Below are 21,475 nucleotides of genomic sequence, written 5' to 3' on the forward strand. Positions count from 1 at the left end.
CGGTTTGTACGTCCGGTTATTTTTTCCGAGCTTAAACACTTCGGAGAGACATTCCGCTATAATAACGATTCCTTTATTGTGATTACCTTTACCTGGTGAATATGAATTCGACAAACGTTAAGCAAATCTCAGGCTCGACTCAGAATACCGCTGAAACCTTATTTAAGGTTCCTCCACATTCCATAGAGGCCGAACAGTCGGTTCTTGGTGGTTTGATGCTCTCGAATGATGTGTTTGAAGACGTTGCCGTGGTTGTTAATGCGGGCGATTTCTATACCCAGCAACATAAGGCGATTTATGGTGCAATTGTCGAGTTAAGTCGCAATAACAAGCCGTTTGATCTGGTTACGGTGGTTGAATATCTGACTTCCGTCGGTCAGCTTGATCTTGCTGGAGATAAGGAATATTTGGCGGAACTTGTCAAGAATACTCCGGGCTCCGCAAACATTCTTTACTACGCCAAAATCGTCCGAGATAAATCCATCTTGCGGAGCCTTATTCAGGCCAGTAATGAAGTTGCAGAGACGGCCTATTTCCCTCAAGGAAAAGATATTCGCGAAGTGCTGGATGTGGCGGAATCTAAAATCATGTCGATCGCAGAACATGGTGAAGGTAAAGAACGTCAATACAAAACGATGGATGTCCTTCTTGAAGCCGCCATCAATAAGATCGATGAGCTGTTCAATACAGAAGGGACTATTACCGGCCAAGCTACGCATCTGACTGAATTCGACGAAATTACGTCCGGTTTGCAGAAAGGGGATTTGATTATCGTCGCGGGTCGTCCGTCGATGGGTAAAACGACCTTCTCGATGAACATGGCGGAAAACATCGCTACCAAGAACAATACCCCTGTTGCGGTCTTCAGTATGGAGATGCCGGGCGAGGCTTTGGCGATGCGTATGATCAGTTCGATTGGCCGTATCGATGCCGGACGTATGCGTACCGGTAAGCTACAGCAAGAAGACTGGCCGAAGCTCAATAAGGCGATCAATGTCCTCTCCCAAGCCAAAGTTTATATCGATGATACACCCGCGTTGATGATCACCGAGTTGCGTGCCCGTGCCCGTCGTATCGATAAAGATATAAGAGATCTTCAACGCAAGGAAGCAATTCGGGAAGGTGTTGAAGATCCAGATTCCAAAGTAACTGGTTTGGGATTGATTGTGGTGGATTATCTACAGTTAATGCGTGGTTCCGCTGGAGCCGAAAACCGAGTTAATGAAATTTCCGAGATTTCACGAGGTTTGAAAGCGCTTGCCAAGGAGCTCGAGATCCCTGTAATTGCCTTGTCTCAGTTGAACCGAAGCCTGGAACAACGTCCGAACAAACGCCCGGTTATGTCGGATTTGCGTGAATCTGGTGCGATTGAGCAGGATGCCGATTTAATCATTTTCATCTATCGTGACGAAGTCTATAACAAAGAGAGTGAAGATAAGGGTATTGCTGAAATTATTCTCGGTAAACACCGTAACGGTGCCCTGGGAACGGTACGCCTGACCTTTATCGGAGAATACACCCGATTTGAAAATCATGCTGCTTTCGATCCTGATGAAGCGCATTATTAAATCGGGAGAAGAGTTGCATGTATCGACCAACTAAAGCTTATATTCACCTGCCTGCTTTACGACACAATCTTCAAGTTGTGAAAACAATGGCGCCTAATAGCAAGGTGCTGGCGGTAATTAAAGCGAATGGCTACGGTCATGGAATAGATCGCGTCGCGCACCAGTTCAGTTCTGCAGATGGTTATGGCGTGGCTTGTATCGACGAAGCTATCATTTTAAGGCAAAAAGGTTTTCTACACCGAATCCTGTTGCTGGAAGGGCTGTTCTCCGAAGCGGAAATTCCTTTGGTTTACCAGCATCGGTTGGATCTGGTGGTGCATTCTTTTCATCAACTTAAATGGCTGCTGGAGTCTCAATACCAAGCGACCATCAATGTTTGGGTGAAGATTGATAGTGGAATGCACCGTCTTGGTTTTCATCCTGACGAGGTAGCTGATGTCATTAATCAGCTTGAAAAGAGCGACAAACCTTTCCAGATCCATTTGGCTTCACATTTGGCTTCGGCTGATGAGTCGGAAGACTTTACTCTAAAGCAAATCAATTGTTTCAACGACGCCAGTAAAGGGTATACGTATCCCAAAAGCCTTGCGAATTCCGCGGGGCTTCAAGAATTTAAACAGGCTCAGTATCAGTGGGTTCGTCCTGGTATCATGCTCTACGGTGCCGGGCAGTGTAAAAGTTGTCGTCCAGCACTAAAGCCGGTGATGAAATTGGTATCCGAGGTCACGGCACTAAAGAAAGTCAAAAAAGGGGAGTATGTCGGTTACGGCAATACCTGGCAGGCGCAAAGGGATTCGTATGTCGGCATCGTTGCGATTGGTTATGGTGACGGCTATCCCCGCCATGCACCTACCGGCACGCCAGTATTGGTCAACGGACAGCGGGTCTCTCTGATTGGCCGCGTTTCTATGGATATGATTTGTGTTGATTTGACCGAACTTGAAGGGCAGGTACGTATTGGTGACGAGGCGATATTGTGGGGGGATGAATCCTTGGGAGTTGATGAGATTGCCGAATTTGCCGGTACCATCGGTTACGAACTGCTTTGCGGTATCACGCAAAGGGTTCCAATCATTGAAGTGCAGTAATCCAAACAATAACGGATAAAGAATGTCTGAACAGCAGTTAGAGAATAAATCCTTTGAAATCAATTGCATAGACAGTGGTTACGACGGCTTTTTTAAGATCGACTTGATCGATTTCAAACATACGCTCTATCAGGGTGGATGGACAAGCAATATCCGACGCGAACTGTTTGGTCGAGGGCAGGCTGTATTGGTTTTGCTGTATGATCTACAGAAACAGGTAGTTATATTGGTTGAGCAGTGTCGCGCCGGCGCATTAGGGCATGCCCATGCTTCCGGACAAACCGAGCAGGCCTGGTTGTTGGAACCGGTTGCTGGAATGATTGATCCGGGTGAAACAGCGGAACAGGCTGCCTACCGAGAAGCTCAGGAAGAGGCTGGAGTTCAGCTGGATAATCTTGAATATGTCTGTCAGTTTTATCCGAGTCCGGGCGGAAGTGACGAGATTCTTTATTTATATGCCGCTGAAGTCGACAGTGGGCAATTGCCGGAGTACGCCGGCTTGGTCGACGATCACGAAGACATCAAAATCGTTCGTTTGCCTTTTACGGAAGCGAAAGAAAAACTGCTTAAAGGGCAGTTTAATGTGGCCAGTACCATCATTGCATTGCAGTGGTTGCTGTTGCAGAAACAGGGCGAATTAAGCTCGAATCAATAACGGATATTTCGATAAGTCTATGTTTTGTTTATTTAAAAATTCTCACATCCATCCTGCTCTGAATCGTTATGTCGTTCTGTTGAGCTGGTTGGGAGTGGTCGCCTGGCTCTATTTTGCATTTATTGAAAAAGAACTGGTCTTGAAGCTTTTCAAAGGTCATGCCGTTATGGTTGATCTGTTGCTCGGCATTCCTCTCGTATTGATGTTGGCTGTTGTGGTCTATGCGACCATCTATTGGCTGTTCAAGCTACTTATTATCTATTTGCTTCCTCATGCTGTGATTCCTGCAAACCAGGAGGATTTGACGGATTCATTGGATGACGAGTCTTTTCAAAAAGAGCTGGAGTCTCAATACGGAGAGGAGTACTGGCAACAACAAGAAGATGAAGCGTCGAATGCTGAAAAAGCTCTAGACTCGTTTAAGAGCTCCCAACAGGCCGGTGCGGAAACTCCTGATTCCGGCGAGTCTAACCGTAAAGCCGATTCGGGCGCTGATCGCCACTCATCCTGAGTATGAGCATGATTCATCAAGTACTTGATGAAAGCAAATTGCTTTTCAAGTTGGCTTTGCCCATCTTTCTAGCTCAGTTGGCATTGACTGCACTGGGCTTTATCGACACTATTATGTCCGGTTGGGTGGGAACCGACGACTTGGCTGCTATCGGTCTTGGTTCGAGCATCATGTTGCCGGTATTCATTTTCTCGACCGGTGTTCTATTGGCATTAACGCCTTTGATTTCCAAGCAGTTCGGTGGACACAACTTGCAGGCTGTGACGCGTTACTTGCACCAAGGGCTTTGGCTATCTGTCCCTTTAGGTTTGCTCTCTATGTATATTCTGATGAATCTGGATGAGCTTCTGGTCTGGTTGGACCTTTCTGAACCGGTTTATAAACTTACTAGTGACTACTTGTTCTATATCGCTTTTGGACTGCCCGGTGTTGCGCTTTATCAGGCGCTGCGTTTTTTTTGGGAAGGCCTGGGGACGACCTTGCCAACCATGTGGATCAGTTTTCTGGCGCTTCTGGTGAATATTCCTTTAAACGCTTTGTTCATTTATGGATACGGCGTGGTTGAACCGATGGGAGCTGCCGGTTGTGGTGTCGCCAGCGCGATTGTTATGTGGTTGATGTTTGTGGTCGGCTTTGTCTATGCCGTTCGTGCTCCTCTGACCCGCTCCTTAGTGCATTTCAAACAGTTTGACTGGCCAGTCTGGAAGCAGGGGATTGCTGATATTGTCAATTTGGGTGTGCCGAATGCCTTGGCGTTGATTTTTGAAGTCAGCCTATTCAGTTTTATCGCTTTGTTCATTGCAAAGTTGGGGTCTGTTGTTATTGCAGGGCACCAGGTGGCGATCAGTTTTACCTCTTTGACGTTCATGTTGCCGTTGAGTATTGCCATGGCAATCACAGTAAGAGTTGGAAAAGGGTACGGAGAGAATAGCCGTCAGGCGGTATTGGTGAGTTTGTATACCGGTATCGGATTTGCCGTTGTAATCGGTGCTTTGTTGTCTGTGGTGACCTACCTTTTGCGCGATCAGATTGTTACGATGTACTCCAAAGATCATGAAGTACTTTTGTTGGCCAGCACTTTATTGATTTATGCTGCCTATTATCAGGTTTTCGACGCGATTCAGGTAGCTTGTGCCGGCGGACTAAGGGGGCTGCACGATACACGAGTGACAATGGTGGTTACTTTTTTCAGTTATTGGGGGGTCGGGCTCGCCGGCGGGTACGTTTTAGCCTTTACCGATTGGTTGACGGAGACACCAATGGGCGTGCAAGGATTTTGGTTTGGGATCGTTATGGGATTGTTATTGGCCGCGATTCTGTTGACGATACGCTTGAGAGGACAGTTTGATGTGCGCTTCAATGGTTGAATTAGGAACGGAGATATGCCCGTGCGGATTGGGTAAACCTTACAGTCAGTGCTGCGAACCTTTTCACCAGGGGAAAAACCATGCAGAAACGGCGGAACAGTTAATGCGTTCGCGTTATACGGCTTACGTCAAACATCTGGATGAGTATCTTTTGAGAACTTGGGCGGAATCTACCCGGCCTGTTGGAATGGACGTTGAAGAAGCGTTGAGTTGGCAGAAATTGACGGTTTTGAAAACCAAAAAGGGGCGTCAGAAAGACAAAAAAGGCTGGGTGACCTTTTGTGCCGAATACCAGATCGGGTTAGAGCGATTTAAATTGGTCGAAAAAAGTGAATTTAAACGCGATGACAACGGACACTGGGTGTACGTTGAAGGCGAATTCGAATAGTCTGGATTTTAATTAAATGGTTTGGTGTCGGACGATGTTAATTGTCTTTATTTGACGGAGTGTCATCGTGGCGAAAGAAGCGGTACACCAGCCACATTGCTATGGCAACAACTACAATCGATACGCCGAGTAAACTCAGGGTCAGTAATAGGGCGGAACCAATGTTTTCTAAATCCGGCATTTTTTATCAATCCTTGCGTTTATGATGTATCTTTTTACGGTAAAGCATTTTACAATAAATTCTAATTTTGACTCGGACATTGTCTTATTTTTATGGCCCAAACAATTTCGGAACTAGAAAAAGAGCGCGCTGAATTATTAAAAGCGATCGAAAGCCAAGCACAAAATATCTCGTCGCAACGTTCCAGCGATATCAATAACGAATCAGGCCACTCATTACACGATTGGTTAAATGCCGCAGAGGAAGTTATGCCCAGTACGAAATCGTCATCGAATTCCACTAAAGCCACGAGCAGTTCACACAGTACAAAGACAAAACCGACTCCAAACAAAACCTCATTCTTCGGCATCATCATCTTACTTACGTTGTTATTGACGATTCTGGGTGTACTTTACATAGCCTATACAACCATCAATAAAGAATTGCAGAGCGTCATTGAAATTAAAGAAAAGGGACAGGCAGAAACCCAGCAACTTCAAAAGTCGATGGATGAACTTCAACAGAAGTTAGTTACGGGTGGCAAGCCAGAGATGTTTACGGCACTTGAGCAGCGTGTTGTGGATCTCGAAAAGCAATTGGACGATATCCAGCAACAGCAACAGGCGTTGATTGCCAGACTGGAAGCTATGCCGTCGTCTTCAGTAGCAGCATCCGCCAAGTCTGGGGTTGCCTCAGAAGAGGGTTCTGAGCAAGTTGAGCTAACTCGGCCCGCAACGGAAACCGACCAGTCGAAAGTTATGCAAACCATGGTTTCCGAAGATGGTGATAAGGTGGTGACCGAGTCTATTTTGGAAGAGAAATTAAAGACTTATACCTCAAAGCTGGAAGAGCGTATCGACCAGAAGCTTGAGGTAATTTTGCAGCATCTTACTAAAGGCGACGACAAAATTGATTTGAGTGATCAGGTGTTGCTTAAACCGGATGAGGTGAAGGCACCAGAAGCCGAGGTTGTCCCCGATGAGAAAATTGAACAACCAAATGAGCCGGAAACACCTAGCCTTGATGTTCCGAGAATCGAGCAGCCGATTGTAAAATTAGTTGATGAGATCGCCGAACCTAAGCCGGCTGAAATCGATACCAAATCTCTGGAGGCTCATAGCTCCGATGAGAAGTGGCTTCTAGAGCAACCTGCACAGCACTATACCTTGCAATTGGCAAGCATGGTTGAAAAAGAGACGCTGGAGGGGATGGTGAGACAAAAAGGTCTGATGGATACCCGTATTGTTCTGCAGAAACGAGGTGATAATCAGCGTTACGTGCTGGTAACCGGAAGTTATGCGAAAAAGTCCGATGCCGATAAACTCGCTAAAGAAATCAAGTCGGAGTTCGGGATTTCTCCCTGGGTGAGAAAAGTAAAAGATCTAACGTCAAAGCTTCCTTGATCTAATAACCGCCAGTCGGCTCGGAGTGTTTCAAACTCTGGGCTGAACTTAGAGAGCACTATTATTTTCAATAGATGGGTTTTCGATTGTTTTGGTCGGTTTAGTAGTCCTAATTCTAATATCGGGTATGTCAGCCGAGTTAACCGTTGTTAAAGCGGAATAGCGCTCATATTAATCACGCAAACCTTTGTTGAATCTTAGATGACATGTCTAAGAATCTTGTCTTATCTTTTTGAATATATTGGTTTATAAGTTGTTACGATGCCTTCTGGCTGATTAGAGGCAGTTCAACCGTAAACCTTACTCCAGGCAAATTATGCTGACGATCCAGGAAGATGTTTTCAGCGTAAACCTCACCTTTATGATAGTCGGTAATCAGCTTGACGATATAAAGCCCTAATCCTAAGTGTGCTTGGTCATCCTGATTAAGTGTTCTGATCGATGTCATGCCGTCGAATATTTGCTTTTCGTATCCAGCAGGTAGATTAGGTCCACTGTTTTGCACTGAAATTAATGCATTTCGGCCGTCTTGTCTACAGATGACTTCAATCGGATGTTTGCCGTCGCTGAAGTCTTTCGCATTGCTCAGAAGTTTATCCATAAGCTGCTCAATCATGAACCCGTCACCAAGTACCAAGGCGTTTTTCGGAATCAGGTTGTGGTAATCGAGGCTGTATTCAGGATGTAGGGTTTCGCTATTTTTCAAATAGTGTTCCAACATTTCGCCGATAGGGAAAGGTTCCGGTTCCTGATGATTCAGGCTGTCTTCGATGCTGGTGGCTTCTGATAGGGATGCGATGATTTGTTTCAACTGAAGTACAGCGTGCTGGGCATATTCAAGTTGGGTGTGTTGTGTGTCTTTTTCCAGCAAGGTCAACGCCATTGAGAGCCTGTTTAGCGGGTTATGCAGTTCGTGGCGAAGTGTTTTCGGTAACTGTTTCAGGTATCGTTCATAGGCACCAAGCTGCCCCAACATTTCATGAATGTGGTGGCGTAGATCCGAAAGCTCGTCATTGTAGAAACGTTGATAGCGATCAGGGAAGATGTGATCCTTGAGGCGACCTTGGATGTTGAAGGTTTTTTTAACGTCATTATCCAACCTTAGTATCCGGTTAGAGACAGAGGCAGTATGTAAGATGGCGCCGATGGTGACGATTAGAAAAATCATTGCACCGATCCCCATCAGTCGGTAGAAATAGTCCAGGGAGTCACTGAACAGGGTTTCCATTTTTTCCTCTAGGATCAGACCACCTATGATCTTGTCTTTGAAGATCAGTGGCGTGGCGGACATTAGCGAGATGGGTTGGTGTTCCTTGTCCATGCGGTATTGTTGAATTGTTTGACCCTGAAGGGCGTTTACTATCAGGTACTGTTCCGGTGTTCGGCTCTGAGGGTAGGGGTATGGAAGCGAATAGGGGATTACAGTAGCGAACGTTTTGATCAGGCTTTTTCCGATGGCGGTGAATAGGTCCTCTTCAACGATGGTGTGGCTACTTTCTGGCAGGTTGCCTACTACATAGGTCGTTCGTCCGTATTCGTTGACGATCCATATTACCGAGTTCTGTAGGTTGAGGTGACTCAGGCGAGTCGGGTTTCCTGATTGAATTTGCAGTGCCCATAAATCAGTTCGGTTTTGCAAAATTAAAGCCAGGTTTTCTACAGTCTGTTTTTGTATGATTGCCTGGTTGTTAAGTAGCAAACGATGCAGGTCGATTGCGAAACGGTAAGCCAAAAAAGGAAGAAAAGTCAAAAATAACAACAAGATAAAGAATCTTGTTCGAATCGATAGACGGATATTGAACGGTCTGAAAACCATTGGAGTCTAGTTTTCCGAGCGTTCGGTGTTGGAAAGTATGGTGTGATCAGTCATCTTTATTTTGCCAGCTGTAACCACGTCCGTATTCATTGTGAATCAAATTGAAATCCGGAGTGATTTTTTTGAATGCATTACGGATACGGCAGATATGGGTGTTGATTGTGTTACGTTCGACCACTCCCTGTGTGGATGATTGTAGCGTATCGTAAGTGACGACGCCGCCTTCGCCACTGGTGGCGAATTGTTTCAACATTTCAAATTCAGTCGCGGTCAGGTCGAGTGGTTTATTGTGCCAGTACGCTTTGAATTGGTTTGGAACGATTTCCAAGTCCGGTATTATCGATTTTTCTCCGTTGGCTGAATTGGCTTCTTTGGAAGGAGTTGTGATGCGGAGAAGGTTTTTGACCTTCACGATCAAAACGTTCAGGCTAATCGGCTTGGGAAGATAATCAATGGCTCCCAGTGCGTGTCCGGTGTAGATATCGAATTCCGACTGTCTTTCGGAAAGGAAAATGATTGGAATGGGCTTATTGTAGCTTAATAGGTGTTTCGCAAGGTCGAATCCACCATCCATCTCTTGTCCAAGAATGATGTCCGAAATGACTAGGTCGGGCAGGGTTTTGTCGAAATAGGACTCTGCGGAACGACGGTCAGCAAAAGAGACAATACTGAAACCTTGCTGTTCCAAGGCGGTTACCAGGGTTTCCCTTTGAATCGGGTCGTCTTCGATGATTGCGATTTTGTAATCTGTGTTTTGCATAAAACCCTTCCTCCTGCCGATTCGGCTAAAAATTCAAGCTACCCGATAAGCTCGATTAACGGATGTATTGGAAATCAAGTACCTGCATATTCATGATCAAACCAGCGTCCTGAATCGGCAATACGATTGCATCTTGATCCGATTCATTGTGGTGTGAATGCCACCAGCCCGGAGGCGTGATGAATACCGAACCTGGTGTCCACATCGCTTTGATCGGATCTATGATATTGCCTTCGTCATCAACCTCTTTGCCGATTAACGTGTAGGTATCCGGTCCGGCTGATACACAGTAGTCTAATGCAATCGAGTTATGGCGGTGTGGCTTTTGCATGACGCCAGCCGGCAAAGCGTTGTATAGAGACCATAAAGTATGTGTCAAAGTCATCGTCAGAGGGAAGTTAGGGTTAGACAGAAGAATACCTGTTCGGTTTCTGCCAGCCGCTTCTTGACGGACTTTTTCAAGTTCTTTATCCAATCTTTCTTTGGTGTAAAGAACCGGTGTGAATTTTTCTTCATTTGGTTGGGCGCCAAGATAGTTCAGTAATGGAGCGTCGTGCACCCAATAAATAGCGGTATCGCTGGATGCCTGGTGAAGGGCATCCGGAACAGCTGGAAGGGTAAACAGGTCACCTGCTTTCCATTCGATGGTTCCATGTTTCATTTGAGTTTTGCCTGAACCACGGATAACGTAAAACATTTGAGATGTGGCCTTAGCGTCCGTTTTAATTGTTTCATTTCCACGGATGCGGATGAAGTTGGCCAATAGGTTCGGTGATGTGGCTGGATATTGAGTTGTGATCGCTTTTGAAAGGTCGAAAGGGATGACTCGAGTTTCACCTTCTTCATGCAGGCTGCTTGGGTAAGCAATGACATCGATTTTAGGCATTGGAGGGTTCACGGCGGACATATATTCTTTAAAGTCTGCTTGCTGCTCCCACTGTTGTTGGGCTGCCTGTTGAACTTGTTCTACATTCACTCGATTCATGGTTTAAAACACCTGCTAAAATTATATTTTAATTAAATTAGTGTGGATTATAGTGCGATGTGGGTGAAAAATCACCCAATAGAAAATAGGGTTAAAGTTTAAATTTATTAAGCTTTTTACGTTCGCTGGAAGATGGGATGCCAAGTGATTCGCGATATTTGGCAATGGTTCTTCGAGCCACGCTGATTCCCTTTTCCTTTTCAAGGAGTTCCATCAGTTTGCTATCACTAAGAGGTTTTTTAGGATCCTCTTGTTCGATAAGGCTTTTTATGTGCGCCTTGATTGCAATGGCTGATTGGTCGGCACTGCCGTACTGACTTACGCCCGAAGAGAAAAAGTACTTCAATTCAAACGTGCCGCGTGGTGTTTGAATGTACTTTTGGTTTGTAGCGCGCGAAATGGTCGATTCATGTAAGTTCAGGTGTTCAGCCACATCTCTCAGAACCAATGGTTGCATAGCCAACTCACCTTCTTCAAAGAAAGCTTGTTGTTTTTCGACGATGAAGGTGCCGACTTTAAGCAGGGTTTCACCTCTACTGTGGATGCTCTTTATCAGGCCTTTTGCTTCGATTAGTTGTTCTTTGATTTTCTTGGATTGCTCATTGTCATCAAGCTGTCCGGCCAGCTCGATATAGGCACTATTGACTTTCAATCTTGGGAAAGCGTCGCTATTTAATTCAACTAACCAGCCTTCTTTGGTGCGTTTCAAACGCAGGTCGGGAATGATAATTTCCGAATTGGTCGATGAAAAATCACGCCCTGGACGCGGGTTTAAAGACTGAATCAGTTTGAAAAGTCTGGTGAGTTCTTCATCGTTCAAGCCGTAGAGTTTCTTGATGCGCTTATGGTCGTGAAACGAAAGCCAATCAAAATGCTCTGAAATCAACTGTCTTGCTGTGACGACATAAGGTGTTTGTGCCATGTTCATCAGCTGCAGCAGCAGAGATTCTTGAACGTTTCGGGCACCGACCCCGGTCGGTTCGAACTGTTGAATAACAGTCAGTACCTCTTCAACCATTTCTAAGGTGAATTCAATTTCAGGGAATTGGCTTTGCAAGGATTGCAGTAAATCGGGAAGAGGGGTGGTCAGGTAACCTTCGTCATTGATGTCGTCGATGATGAAGTCGGCAATTAGATCCTGATTTTCTTTCCATACGTAAATATCGGATTGCCAGTAAAGATGGTCGTGCAATGTCTTTTCTTCAGACGTGTAATTTTCCGCGCTGACGTATTCGTCGGAAGAGGTGCTGGTTTTGGCGGCGGAGTAATCCGAATAGACTTCATCCCAGTTGCAGTCAATTTCAAGCTCGTCGGATATCTTGTCATTGGTGTTGATGTCGAGCGGTTGTTCATCTCTTGCATCGTCGCTGGGCTGGGCGGAATCCATTTCCTGGTGTTCGCCAAGTAGGTCGTCTTCGGAAAGGCTATCTTCTTCAACCTCAAGCATGTAATTGGTCTCAAGCGTTGCTTCAACCGTCTGTTGCACTTCAAGTGCAGAGTACTGCAGAATCTTGATTGATTGTTGAAGCTGTGGCGTTAACTTGAGTTGTTGGCCAATATTGATTTGCAAACCGGGCATCAGTGCCATGCAGTTGTACTCCAAATTACATCGTTTTTAAGGTATTAAAAATACGTCCTGTTTTTCTTTATCTGGCTTGGTTTTGCTAGGCTTCGATTGAGGTGAAAGCCGGCTAGTAAAATACCGCAAGTTAAAGATATAATAATCTATATTCGGGCAAAAGGTAACGGTTGCCATAGGGTTTTTTAAATAAATGTGACCGTTTTGGTAAGTTTTGGCTCGATTTTTGAATAATGCTATAAAATAGAAAATAATCATATACAAATAAATACTTAAAACATGAATTAACTCGGCTGGAGGAGTTTTATGTCTATTAAACAAGAAGCGCATGAGATTGTTGATCAACTACCGGAAAATGCAAGCTGGGATGACTTGGTTAAGGCGTTGTACACAAATAAGAAGATTACCATCGGTATGACGGATATTGAGGTTGTGCAGGATGAGCTGTCGGATGCGGATGTCAATACAGTGATGGCGCGACTTCAGTCGGCAAGTTCGACACCGGACGACATGCGTAATACCAAGCGATACAATCCTAATAACAGTCTGACGGCGAGCTGGGTGTTGGTTGCATTGGCGCCGTTGTTGTTTATTTCGATCCTGTTGGCGCCGGTATCTTATTTCTTGGCGATCGCCGGTATTTTCATGGGCTTGAAGGCGTTGAGCGAAAAAACAGAGCATGCCTGGTATCCGATTCTTGTCGGTGCAATCGAGTTGATCTTGTTTGTCGGGTTGCCGATTATCGGATCTTGAAGAGATTGGTTGAACGATAAATGTAGAACCGGGAATTTCCCGGTTTTTTTATGTCAGTAGAATTTAGTGGTTGTTTGCATGAAATGATGCGTAACCATAATAAGTAATTATTGAATTATTTATGGTTGAGTGAAGTGGTTGCTGAGGCGCGAATTTATAGGGTTTGGGGCGGTTTAAGGTTTTTATAAATGTTCGTATAATATATATTATGTTAAATTGATGATTTGTTTAAAATGGTACTTGTGGCCTCTTCTGCTATTTAGTGAAAACTGAGACTCTATGAGTTTCTATTGGAGTGTTTAGTGATTAAGTTCGGATAGTTGGTTTCAAAGGTGTAAATGTGGATTAATCCGAAACTAAACAGGCCTGTTCGGTTTCGGAACTTTGGAATGAAATGATTTTCCAGTTATGAGCTTCTCAGTCGGATGATGATTGTTTACGAGTTGATGATGCTCAAAACATTTTCAGGTGGTCTTCCTATGACCGCTTTACCGTTTATCTTTACGATTGGCCGTTCAATCAACTTGGGATTGTTGATCAGGATATTAAGCCATTCATCGTCACTGCGGTCGTCGTTCTTGTCTAGACCCAACTCTTTGAATAAGGTTTCACCTGTGCGTATGATTTCAACCGGCTTCTTGTTCAGAAGATCACACAGTTGTTTCAGTTCTTCTTTACTTGGTGGTGTATCCAAGTATCGGACTTCTCGAATTTCCAGATCGTGTTCTTGCAGGATATTCAAGGTGTTACGGCTTTTTGAACAACGTGGGTTGTGGTAAATAGTGGCTGTTTCAGTCATGAATTTATTCGCTTTCGTTATCGGATTTTTCAGGTTCGCTGTCCAGACGCTTGCTCAAAGCGGTTTCAACTGCTTCAATTCGAGATTTGCAGAGCTGATAAGCACGGGTGGCTTCATCCACCATCGGAACCAATTCGTCGATGTCGACTTCTTGTGTATTCGATAGTTTTTGTGCGATTTCCTGCAATTTAGCGTAGTTTGCCTTGAAACTTTCAGATGTCTGGCTCATGGAAAAATCCTTTCGTTAATCCTTGTTTGCAATCGGTTGTGTTTAATTCGTGTTAGGTTTGATTTCGGCATCAGGGCTGATTTCCGCCGGTATTTCGCCGTCAATGAATTGCAGGTTTAAACGCCCTGTTTCCTTCGCTTGTTTTGCGGTTTTGATGGGCTCACCCTGCTCGCTTTTGGCAATGACAAACCCTCGGTTAAGCTGGGTTTTAGGGCCTGAACTTAGAATGAATGCGATCCACTGTATGATTTGATCATGTTGGTATTCCAAGCTGCGTTGTGCTTCGTTGAGCACGGTTTTTTGGTTTTGCTCCAAGGTCATTTTGACCGAATCGACCTGTTTGATAACGGTTGCGTTGATGTGTTGGTGAAGCTGCTGCAGGCGATCTCCAGTAGCTTGAAGCTTCTGCCTTCCTTGTCTTTGCAGTTGGTATTTTAAAGGTTCCAGCTTGTCTTTCCAATAATACAGGCAGGCCTGACTGTTGGTTTGTAGCAGATGGTCGAATTGATCCAGTTGGTGTTCTAGCTGTCTGACTTTCAGTCGGCTGGCCTGCTCAATTTGAATCCAGTTCTGTTTGGCCTGATGCGCTTTCTGGAAGATGTGCTGGCGAACGTCGGCAATCACTTTGCTGGGCGTGTCGTATCGTGTGTGTGCGACTTCATCGAGAATGGTGTTGTCGCGTTCATGGCCGATTCCTGTCAATACAGGCAGTTTGGCTTCACAGATCTTTCTAGCGATCGGATACAGGTTGAGCATGTTCAGATCGAGCTTGGCACCGCCACCGCGAATAATCACTAGCGCCTCAAATGGGTTAGCTGAATGCAGTGATTGAATCGCATCAAAGGCGGCGAGCATTTCAGGCTCAACTTGTTCGCCTTGGAAGGCGCTATAAAAGTATTTGAACTCACACAGGCCGGCTTGCTGCAAGGCGTCCGCATCGGCTCTGAAATCCCCAAGACCGGCCGCTCCCGGCGGTGCGATCACGGCGATTCTAAAGAAGTCGTCGGCCAGAGTGAGTTGTTTATTTAGGTTGTATAATTTCTCTGAAATCAATTGCTTACGAATGGAATTAAGGTTTGCTTCTAATTCACCCAATGTAAAGCTCGGATCGATATCCTGGATGACGAATGAGAAACCGTATTGTTCGTGAAAATTGACCTCTCCCAGTAGAAGCACTTTCTGGCCGACAGCCAGCTCGCTTCCTGTTTCAAGCTGGAAACGGTTGAGCAAACGTTCCGCTTGAGATTGCCAGATCATTGCACGACAGCTTGCTAGGGTTTGACCTTGTTCATTCGTTTCGGATAGTTCGAGATATACATGTCCTCGATTGCGATTGATATTGGCGATTTCCGCAATGACCCAAAGCGCGCCAGGAAAGCTGCGGCGCAAAGCCGATTGGATGTTTCTGAGAACAATCGATAGACGAGTCCCCTTCTGTTCCTCTTCATTCAAAAGATCACCCTGTCGGGTATCAGCTGACGACGGTTGGGTTTTTTGATCGATCGGAAGCCAGCGTTCAAATTGATCCAGCTGCTCGGAAAGTTCGCTGGGTACATACCATTTACGGCTGACGCTGTCCCAACGTGCGCCTAATGCTTTGGCTTGGTCTTTTTCCTTAAAAGGAACATCTAGAAAAGTCATAGAGTGGTGTTCTGCCTTTCTTCCATGCGTTCGATTTCAGCGGTTACCTTTTGAGTGGCCTGTTCGAGTACCTCTATTCCGGCTTCTTTCTTGAAGGCGTTTTCAGAGAGGTATCTACGCCATAGTCGGCCACCAGGGAGTCCATGAAATAATCCTAACATATGGCGTGTGACTTGAATAAGTTTCCCACCGTCCATCAGGTGTTTTTCAATGTAGGGTTTCATGTTCTCAACGACGTCAAGGCGGCTTGGAGCGGGATCGAGTCTGCCGTAGTAGAGGCGGTCGACTTCGCTTAGGATATAAGGTTGTTCGTAGGCGGCTCTTCCAAGCATGACGCCGTCTACCGGAGGAAATCCTTCGTAAGGCTTGAGGTGTTCTAGTCCGGCTTCCAATGTTTTGATGCCGCCGTTGATTGCAACTTCAAGCTGCGGGAATTCGGATTTGATCCGATGCACCCAGTCGTAATGCAATGGTGGAATCTCACGGTTTTCTTTGGGTGATAACCCCTGTAGCCAAGCTTTACGGGCGTGAATGACGACGCCGTCTACATCCGCTTCGACCAGGCCTGCTATGAATGAATGCAGCGTTTCAAAATCTTCCTGGTCGTCGATTCCGATACGGCATTTAACGGTAACGGGAATCGATTGCACTGCCGCTTTCATTGCAGAAACCGACTCTGCGACAATCTGCGGATGCCCCATTAAACAGGCACCGATCATGTTGTTCTGTACGCGGTCGCTTGGACAGCCGACATTCAGGTTGATTTCTGAATAGCCCCACTCCTCTCCCAGTCCTGCACAGGTCGCAAGGTCTTTCGCATCGCTTCCCCCCAGTTGCAGGACAACCGGTGCCTCTTCCGGGCTGTGTCCCAAAAATCGAGGCAGGTTGTCTCCGTAGATAATGGCGCCGGTCGTGACCATTTCGGAATATAACCAGGCCTGCTGAGTTAGTTGGCGATGAAAATAACGGCAGTGACGATCCGTCCAGTCGAGCATTGGCGCGACGGAAAAGCCTTTGGCACTGCTGCTGTATGTGTTTGGATCGGCAATAGTCGGGGAATTAGGATTTTGCAATTTGACGTTACTTCTTGTTTGTCTTGGCTGGTATGGTTGAATGAGCCTAGACGGGTTTTAATCAGAGTTCAGTGCTTCCGGTTAGCCGGGAAGCAATTTGAGATTATTATAATCGTTTATGCCTTAAAAAATGAGTCCGTGCGGCGTGCTTTGTGGTGCTTTTCTGTAGGATTTAATGCTGGCTGTCTCGATTGAGGAGGCGAAAAATCTTAAAAATGCCGAGTGATAAGCTTTAAATGGGCTTATAGCCATAAAAAATATGGATTCTTTCTGTTCAGACTATAAAATAAACCTAATTGATTAAAACACTGAAAAAGACGTATTCATGACGAGTAAGGCAACCGAACTTTTTAAATTGTTATTCAAGCCGAGTGAGCTGACTGGCGGTCAGTTGGAGAAGTGCCAGCTTGCATGCAATATCGCCGTTGAGGCCATGGGGCTGCCTGAAAAGTCGATTGTCAGAAGCGTGGATGTCGCTTTAATCCTATCTGAATTAAACATGGATGCTGATACATTGGTCGCCACTTTGTTGAGCGACGGTAATGTCGCCGAGTTTTATGACAAGGAATATATTGAAAAGCACTTTGGCGATTCGACGGCGGAACTGGTTGAGGGAATCCGTTACCTGAACCAGTTCAAGGAACTGGATTCACCTAACAAGTCGGATATCCAGTATGAGCGTTTGAGACAGATGTTGTTGGCGATGACGACCGACATTCGCATTATGGTTGTCAAATTGGCTTATCGTGTCGCCCGTCTACGACAACTCAAGTTTGAAGAGCCAAGTGTCCGCCAACAGATTGCCGAGCAGACTCAATTGATTTTCGCGCCTTTGGCGAACCGTTTGGGGATTGCACAACTCAAGTGGGAATTGGAAGATCTTTCTTTCCGCTTTTTAGAGCCGGACCAGTATCGCGAAATTGCCCAGCAACTCGATTCCAACCGTCTGGGGCGTGAAGCCTATATCGATTCGGTAATCGAGATCCTTAAAACGCTATTGGAATCGCAGAATATTGAAGCGAAGATCACTGGTCGACCAAAGCATATTTACAGTATCTGGAAAAAGATGCAGCGCAAGAAGCAGCCGATCGATGAACTCTTCGATCTTCGTGCCGTGCGGATCTATGTCGATTCCGTCAAACAGTGTTATGAAGTGTTGGGCTTAATCCACAGTCATTGGAGTTATATCAAGGAAGAATTCGACGACTACATCACTTCTCCGAAAGACAATGGCTATCAATCGATTCATACGGTGATTCTGGGGCCGGAAGGAAAGACAGTTGAAATTCAGATTCGTACTTTTGATATGCACCGCCATGCGGAATATGGTGTCGCGGCACACTGGCGTTATAAGGAAGGCGGTAAGAATATTGATAAAAACCTTGAGAAAAGTATCGCGAATGTCCGCCAATTACTTGAGAATGCGGATGATCCGGAGGTTTTCAAGGAAATCAGTACGGAACTTCAGAGCCAGCATATTTATGTTTTGACACCTCAGAACGAAATCATGACGTTGAGACAGGGCTCTACCCCACTGGATTTTGCTTACACTATTCATACCGAGCTGGGACATGGGTGCCGAGGGGCTAAGATCAACGGGCGAATTCAGCCTCTGACGACGGTTTTGAAGACCGGGGATAAGGTCGAGGTTTTATCCGTCAAAAATGGTGGTCCAAGCCGAAACTGGCTGAACCCCAATTTAGGTTATCTGAACAGTAGTAGTGCTCGTACCAAGGTGAAAGGCTGGTTCAATAAGCAGAACCGGGCGCAGAACATTCAAGCCGGTGAAGGCGTGTTCAATCGTGAAATTAGACGTTTGCATGCCACTACCGTCAAGGCGCAAGTTATCGCCAGACGCTTCAAGTACGAAAATGAAGACGACCTGTATGAAGCGATTGGTAAAGGTCAGCTGAATGAACGCCAATTGGCCAATGCGATTCAGGAAAACCTTAAGCCTGAGCAGAAATCGTACCGCCCTAAAGGTTTGCACAAGCCGGAAAATATTCCGGAAGACCAACAGGTTTACGTTGTTGGTGCAACGCAGCTTAAAACGAATCTTGCCCCCTGCTGTCAGCCTGAGAAGGGAGATGATATTGTCGGTTATGTCACCCGTGGTCGAGGCGTTACCGTGCACCGAAGCGATTGTCCGAATATTCTCAATCTGACCCATGAAGAGTTGCAGCGAATTATCGAGGTATCGTGGAGCTATGCCGAGGCTGAGGCCGAGTGCTACACTGCGGACTTGTCGATCACCGCTTTTGACAGAAAAGGTCTGTTGCGTGATGTCATGTCTGTGTTGACCGATCTGGATATTAACCTGATTACTTCAGAGACCCATACTGACAGTGCCGAGCGAACAGTGGAGATGAAATTGACGCTCGAGGTCGAGCCTCAAATCCATTTAGGGGAGCTTTTAGATCATATTGAAAGGATTCAGAATGTGGAATCCGCTTCTATTTCAAAGATTTAACGGGGTTTTCTGAAGCGCTTTTGCCGCGTTCAGACTTGCGGCAAACTCTCCTGACTGATGAATACCAGCGTCTGTTTTCCTTTCGCTTGGGCAATCGGTAATTCTTCGCCAGCCAACCATTTCTCAACCGCTTCGGCTTTAGCTTTACCTGTTACCAGTTTGATCTGGTGTCGGCAGTGGCTTAGGCATTCCTGAGATAAAGTGACTCTTTCAGGCGGCGGTTTCGGTGAGTGAAATTCGGTTTGAACCAGGCGCCCCGCCTCGGCTTCATGATTACGCCCTGGAAATAGACTGGCTGTATGACCATCCTCGCCCATTCCCAATAAAACAACGTCGAATTCAATGCCAGAGACGGTACTTTCATAGGCTTTAGCGGCTTGTTCTGCGCCGAGTTCTGCCGGCATGTAATGAATTTGATCTTTAGGTATCTTGCTGAATTTGAGCCAGGCCTCATGTAAGGCCAGGCTGTTTCGTTGAGTATCGTCTGTAGGAACGCAGCGTTCGTCTCCCATGTAGATGTGCCACTTGGACCACTCTATGAGGCTTTTATTGTCTTTGGTTTCCCGTTCTGCCAAAAGACGGTAGACTGCTAGTGGGGTGGTTCCCCCTGCTGTCACCAGGTGGAAAGCTTTCCTTTCATCGATTGCTGTTTTGGCGATCTCCAAAATAGCCTCAACAGTTTTTTGTGCAACCGAGTCGGCATTATCAAATACGTGCCAGTCCTGTGGCAGGGTGATCATTCATCTTCCTCTTCTGGAGAGGTGGTGTGACGCCAACCTTGCTCAGGATGATCGAACAGTTTATCGGCGTCTTTCGGTCCCCAGGTGCCGGATGGGTAGGTATCGATATAGCTTGTGTTTGATGCCCAGGCTTGGATAACGGGGTCAACGATACTCCAAGCCGCTTTGACCTCATCATAACGCAGGAAGAGCGAACGGTCGCCTTTGATGACATCTAGAAGCAGTTCTTCGTAGGCATCTATGGTAATGCCCTCTTCATGGCTAAGACTGGCGTCCAGACTGATTTGGCGAGTATTAATTTCCAGCCCTGGTTGTTTAGCAGTCATCTCAACTTTGATACTCTCACCGGGTTGAATGTTAAAGATGATCCAATTCGGTTTCATCTTTTTGACTTGGGAGGCCTTGAAGAACTGTTGTGGAGGATGTTTGAAGCAGACAGAAATCAATGTTTGACTCTTGGGCATGTTTTTACCGGTTTGCAGGTAGAACGGTACCCCTTCCCATCGCCAGTTGTCTATGTAGAGTTTCAATGCCGCGTAGGTTTCTGTGACACTGTCTTCACTTACGCCCTCTTCTTCAAGATAGGATTTGACGCTCTGGTCGTTGACGGTTCCCTTGCCATATTGAGCACGGTAGGCTTGTGCGTTGACGTTTTTTTTCAGGATAGGCCTAATCGAATTAAGCAATTTAACTTTTTCGTCACGAAGTGCTTCGGCTTCCATAGATGCCGGTGGCTCCATGGCAACTAACGCCATCAATTGCAATAGGTGACTTTGGATCATGTCGCGCATGGCTCCGCTGGTATCGTAGTAGCCGGCACGAGTGCCGACTGCTCGGTCTTCAGAGTGGGTGATCTGGATATGATCGATGTAATTACGATTCCAAAGCGGCTCCATTAGAATGTTGGCGAAACGGAACACCATGATGTTCTGCACCATTCCTTTACCAAGATAGTGATCGATCCGGTAGGTCTGTTCTTCGGACAGGTAGTGGTTTAACTGATATTGCAGTGCTTTGGCGGAATCCAGGTCGTAGCCGAACGGCTTTTCGAGTACAACACGTTTCCATCCATCGGATTGATCGAGTAGATCGGCGTCTCCAAGGTTTTTGACCACGGGGCCGAAATCCGCCGGGCTCATCGACAGGTAAAATGCCATATTAGGAGACCAGCCTTTGTCCATTATGAAGCTTCTTAGCTCCGGATAACGGTTCTTGTGGTTGATGTCCATTTTGAAATAAGTGAGACGTTTGGAGAACTTGGAAAATGTGGTTTCACTGATTCCACCGCGAGCGGATTTTTCTATCGAGGTGATAATAAGTTCTTGCCAGTCAGCATCGGTTAGGTCACGACGTCCGATCGCGACTATGTTGAAATCCTCGGCCAGACGCCCTTCGGTTTCCAGGTGATAGAAAGCAGGCATCAGCTTGGTTAGTGAGAGATTACCGGTTGCGCCGAAAATGATGTAGGTGCAGGGGTTGTTTCCGGGCAT

Annotated in this window: 20 protein-coding genes; 9 read left to right on the top strand and 11 right to left on the bottom strand. The window is 46.0% G+C overall.

Annotated features, from left to right (window positions below; all coding sequences use genetic code 11):
- The first annotated feature begins 101 nt into the window (after positions 1–101).
- The 6 genes from dnaB to QCB45_RS01115 are packed head-to-tail and all read left to right on the top strand — an operon-like array spanning position 102 to position 5,577.
- Positions 102–1,568, top strand: a complete 1,467-nt coding sequence (gene dnaB, locus QCB45_RS01090; protein WP_279418695.1) for a replicative DNA helicase — start codon at positions 102–104, stop codon at positions 1,566–1,568.
- A gap of 17 nt (positions 1,569–1,585) precedes the next feature.
- Positions 1,586–2,656, top strand: coding sequence for an alanine racemase (gene alr, locus QCB45_RS01095; protein ID WP_279418696.1), 1,071 nt, complete (start codon positions 1,586–1,588; stop codon positions 2,654–2,656).
- A 22-nt stretch (positions 2,657–2,678) separates the two neighbouring features.
- Positions 2,679–3,311, top strand: coding sequence for an NUDIX domain-containing protein (locus QCB45_RS01100; protein ID WP_279418697.1), 633 nt, complete (start codon positions 2,679–2,681; stop codon positions 3,309–3,311).
- Between the two features lie 19 nt (positions 3,312–3,330).
- The gene (locus QCB45_RS01105) at positions 3,331–3,822 is read left to right on the top strand and encodes a hypothetical protein (protein ID WP_279418698.1); all 492 of its coding nucleotides are present in this window, start codon (positions 3,331–3,333) and stop codon (positions 3,820–3,822) included.
- Positions 3,823–3,830: 8 nt separating this feature from the next.
- Entirely contained in the window at positions 3,831–5,189 is a 1,359-nt protein-coding gene (locus QCB45_RS01110) for an MATE family efflux transporter (RefSeq protein ID WP_279418699.1), read from the top strand.
- A complete protein-coding gene (locus QCB45_RS01115) occupies positions 5,170–5,577 on the top strand; it encodes a YchJ family metal-binding protein (RefSeq protein ID WP_279418700.1) in 408 nt (135 codons plus the stop codon). Before QCB45_RS01110 ends, QCB45_RS01115 begins: the two co-directional genes overlap by 20 nt.
- 37 nt (positions 5,578–5,614) lie before the next feature.
- Here the strand turns inward: QCB45_RS01115 and QCB45_RS01120 are convergent, their stop codons facing one another.
- The gene (locus QCB45_RS01120) at positions 5,615–5,758 is read right to left on the bottom strand and encodes a hypothetical protein (protein ID WP_279418701.1); all 144 of its coding nucleotides are present in this window, start codon (positions 5,756–5,758) and stop codon (positions 5,615–5,617) included.
- Between the two features lie 92 nt (positions 5,759–5,850).
- On the opposite strand from QCB45_RS01120, the gene QCB45_RS01125 reads away from it, so the two are divergent.
- Positions 5,851–7,140 carry an SPOR domain-containing protein gene (locus QCB45_RS01125; RefSeq protein ID WP_279418702.1) on the top strand — a complete coding sequence of 430 codons (1,290 nt, stop codon included), beginning with the start codon at positions 5,851–5,853 and terminating at the stop codon, positions 7,138–7,140.
- Positions 7,141–7,396: 256 nt separating this feature from the next.
- Here the strand turns inward: QCB45_RS01125 and QCB45_RS01130 are convergent, their stop codons facing one another.
- The 4 genes from QCB45_RS01130 to QCB45_RS01145 all read right to left on the bottom strand — a co-directional run bounded on the left by QCB45_RS01130 (position 7,397) and on the right by QCB45_RS01145 (position 12,289).
- Complete coding sequence (locus QCB45_RS01130; protein WP_279418703.1) at positions 7,397–8,902, bottom strand: ATP-binding protein; 1,506 nt, start codon at positions 8,900–8,902, stop codon at positions 7,397–7,399.
- Positions 8,903–9,002: 100 nt separating this feature from the next.
- The gene (locus QCB45_RS01135; protein WP_279418704.1) at positions 9,003–9,716 is read right to left on the bottom strand and encodes a response regulator transcription factor; all 714 of its coding nucleotides are present in this window, start codon (positions 9,714–9,716) and stop codon (positions 9,003–9,005) included.
- A gap of 55 nt (positions 9,717–9,771) precedes the next feature.
- Positions 9,772–10,701 carry a hypothetical protein gene (locus tag QCB45_RS01140; protein WP_279418705.1) on the bottom strand — a complete coding sequence of 310 codons (930 nt, stop codon included), beginning with the start codon at positions 10,699–10,701 and terminating at the stop codon, positions 9,772–9,774.
- Positions 10,702–10,792: 91 nt separating this feature from the next.
- A complete protein-coding gene (locus QCB45_RS01145) occupies positions 10,793–12,289 on the bottom strand; it encodes an RNA polymerase factor sigma-54 (protein ID WP_279418706.1) in 1,497 nt (498 codons plus the stop codon).
- 297 nt (positions 12,290–12,586) lie between these two features.
- On the opposite strand from QCB45_RS01145, the gene QCB45_RS01150 reads away from it, so the two are divergent.
- Complete coding sequence (locus tag QCB45_RS01150; RefSeq protein WP_279418707.1) at positions 12,587–13,033, top strand: hypothetical protein; 447 nt, start codon at positions 12,587–12,589, stop codon at positions 13,031–13,033.
- A gap of 436 nt (positions 13,034–13,469) precedes the next feature.
- Here the strand turns inward: QCB45_RS01150 and arsC are convergent, their stop codons facing one another.
- Genes arsC through dusA form a run of 4 tightly spaced genes read right to left on the bottom strand, consistent with a single transcriptional unit; the run spans position 13,470 to position 16,775 of the window.
- Positions 13,470–13,832, bottom strand: coding sequence for an arsenate reductase (glutaredoxin) (gene arsC, locus QCB45_RS01155; RefSeq protein ID WP_279418708.1), 363 nt, complete (start codon positions 13,830–13,832; stop codon positions 13,470–13,472).
- 4 nt (positions 13,833–13,836) lie between these two features.
- A complete protein-coding gene (gene xseB / locus QCB45_RS01160; RefSeq protein ID WP_279418709.1) occupies positions 13,837–14,061 on the bottom strand; it encodes an exodeoxyribonuclease VII small subunit in 225 nt (74 codons plus the stop codon).
- A 42-nt stretch (positions 14,062–14,103) separates the two neighbouring features.
- A complete protein-coding gene (gene xseA / locus QCB45_RS01165; protein WP_279418710.1) occupies positions 14,104–15,702 on the bottom strand; it encodes an exodeoxyribonuclease VII large subunit in 1,599 nt (532 codons plus the stop codon).
- Positions 15,699–16,775: a tRNA dihydrouridine(20/20a) synthase DusA gene (dusA, locus tag QCB45_RS01170; protein WP_279418711.1), complete on the bottom strand. Its 1,077-nt coding sequence runs from the start codon at positions 16,773–16,775 to the stop codon at positions 15,699–15,701. The genes xseA and dusA overlap by 4 nt, the downstream gene beginning before the upstream one ends.
- 325 nt (positions 16,776–17,100) lie before the next feature.
- Here dusA and QCB45_RS01175 point away from each other — a divergent pair, with 325 nt between their 5' ends.
- Positions 17,101–19,245 carry a bifunctional (p)ppGpp synthetase/guanosine-3',5'-bis(diphosphate) 3'-pyrophosphohydrolase gene (locus tag QCB45_RS01175; RefSeq protein WP_279418712.1) on the top strand — a complete coding sequence of 715 codons (2,145 nt, stop codon included), beginning with the start codon at positions 17,101–17,103 and terminating at the stop codon, positions 19,243–19,245.
- 29 nt (positions 19,246–19,274) lie between these two features.
- Here QCB45_RS01175 and pgl read toward each other — a convergent pair whose 3' ends face one another.
- Together pgl and zwf are read right to left on the bottom strand one after the other, a co-directional pair.
- Positions 19,275–19,985: a 6-phosphogluconolactonase gene (gene pgl / locus QCB45_RS01180; RefSeq protein ID WP_279418713.1), complete on the bottom strand. Its 711-nt coding sequence runs from the start codon at positions 19,983–19,985 to the stop codon at positions 19,275–19,277.
- Positions 19,982–21,475 (bottom strand): glucose-6-phosphate dehydrogenase, encoded by a 1,494-nt coding sequence (gene zwf / locus QCB45_RS01185; protein ID WP_279418714.1) that lies wholly within the window; start codon positions 21,473–21,475, stop codon positions 19,982–19,984. Before zwf ends, pgl begins: the two co-directional genes overlap by 4 nt.

The organism is Thiomicrorhabdus sp. ZW0627 (assembly GCF_029767005.1).
Classification (GTDB): domain Bacteria; phylum Pseudomonadota; class Gammaproteobacteria; order Thiomicrospirales; family Thiomicrospiraceae; genus Thiomicrorhabdus.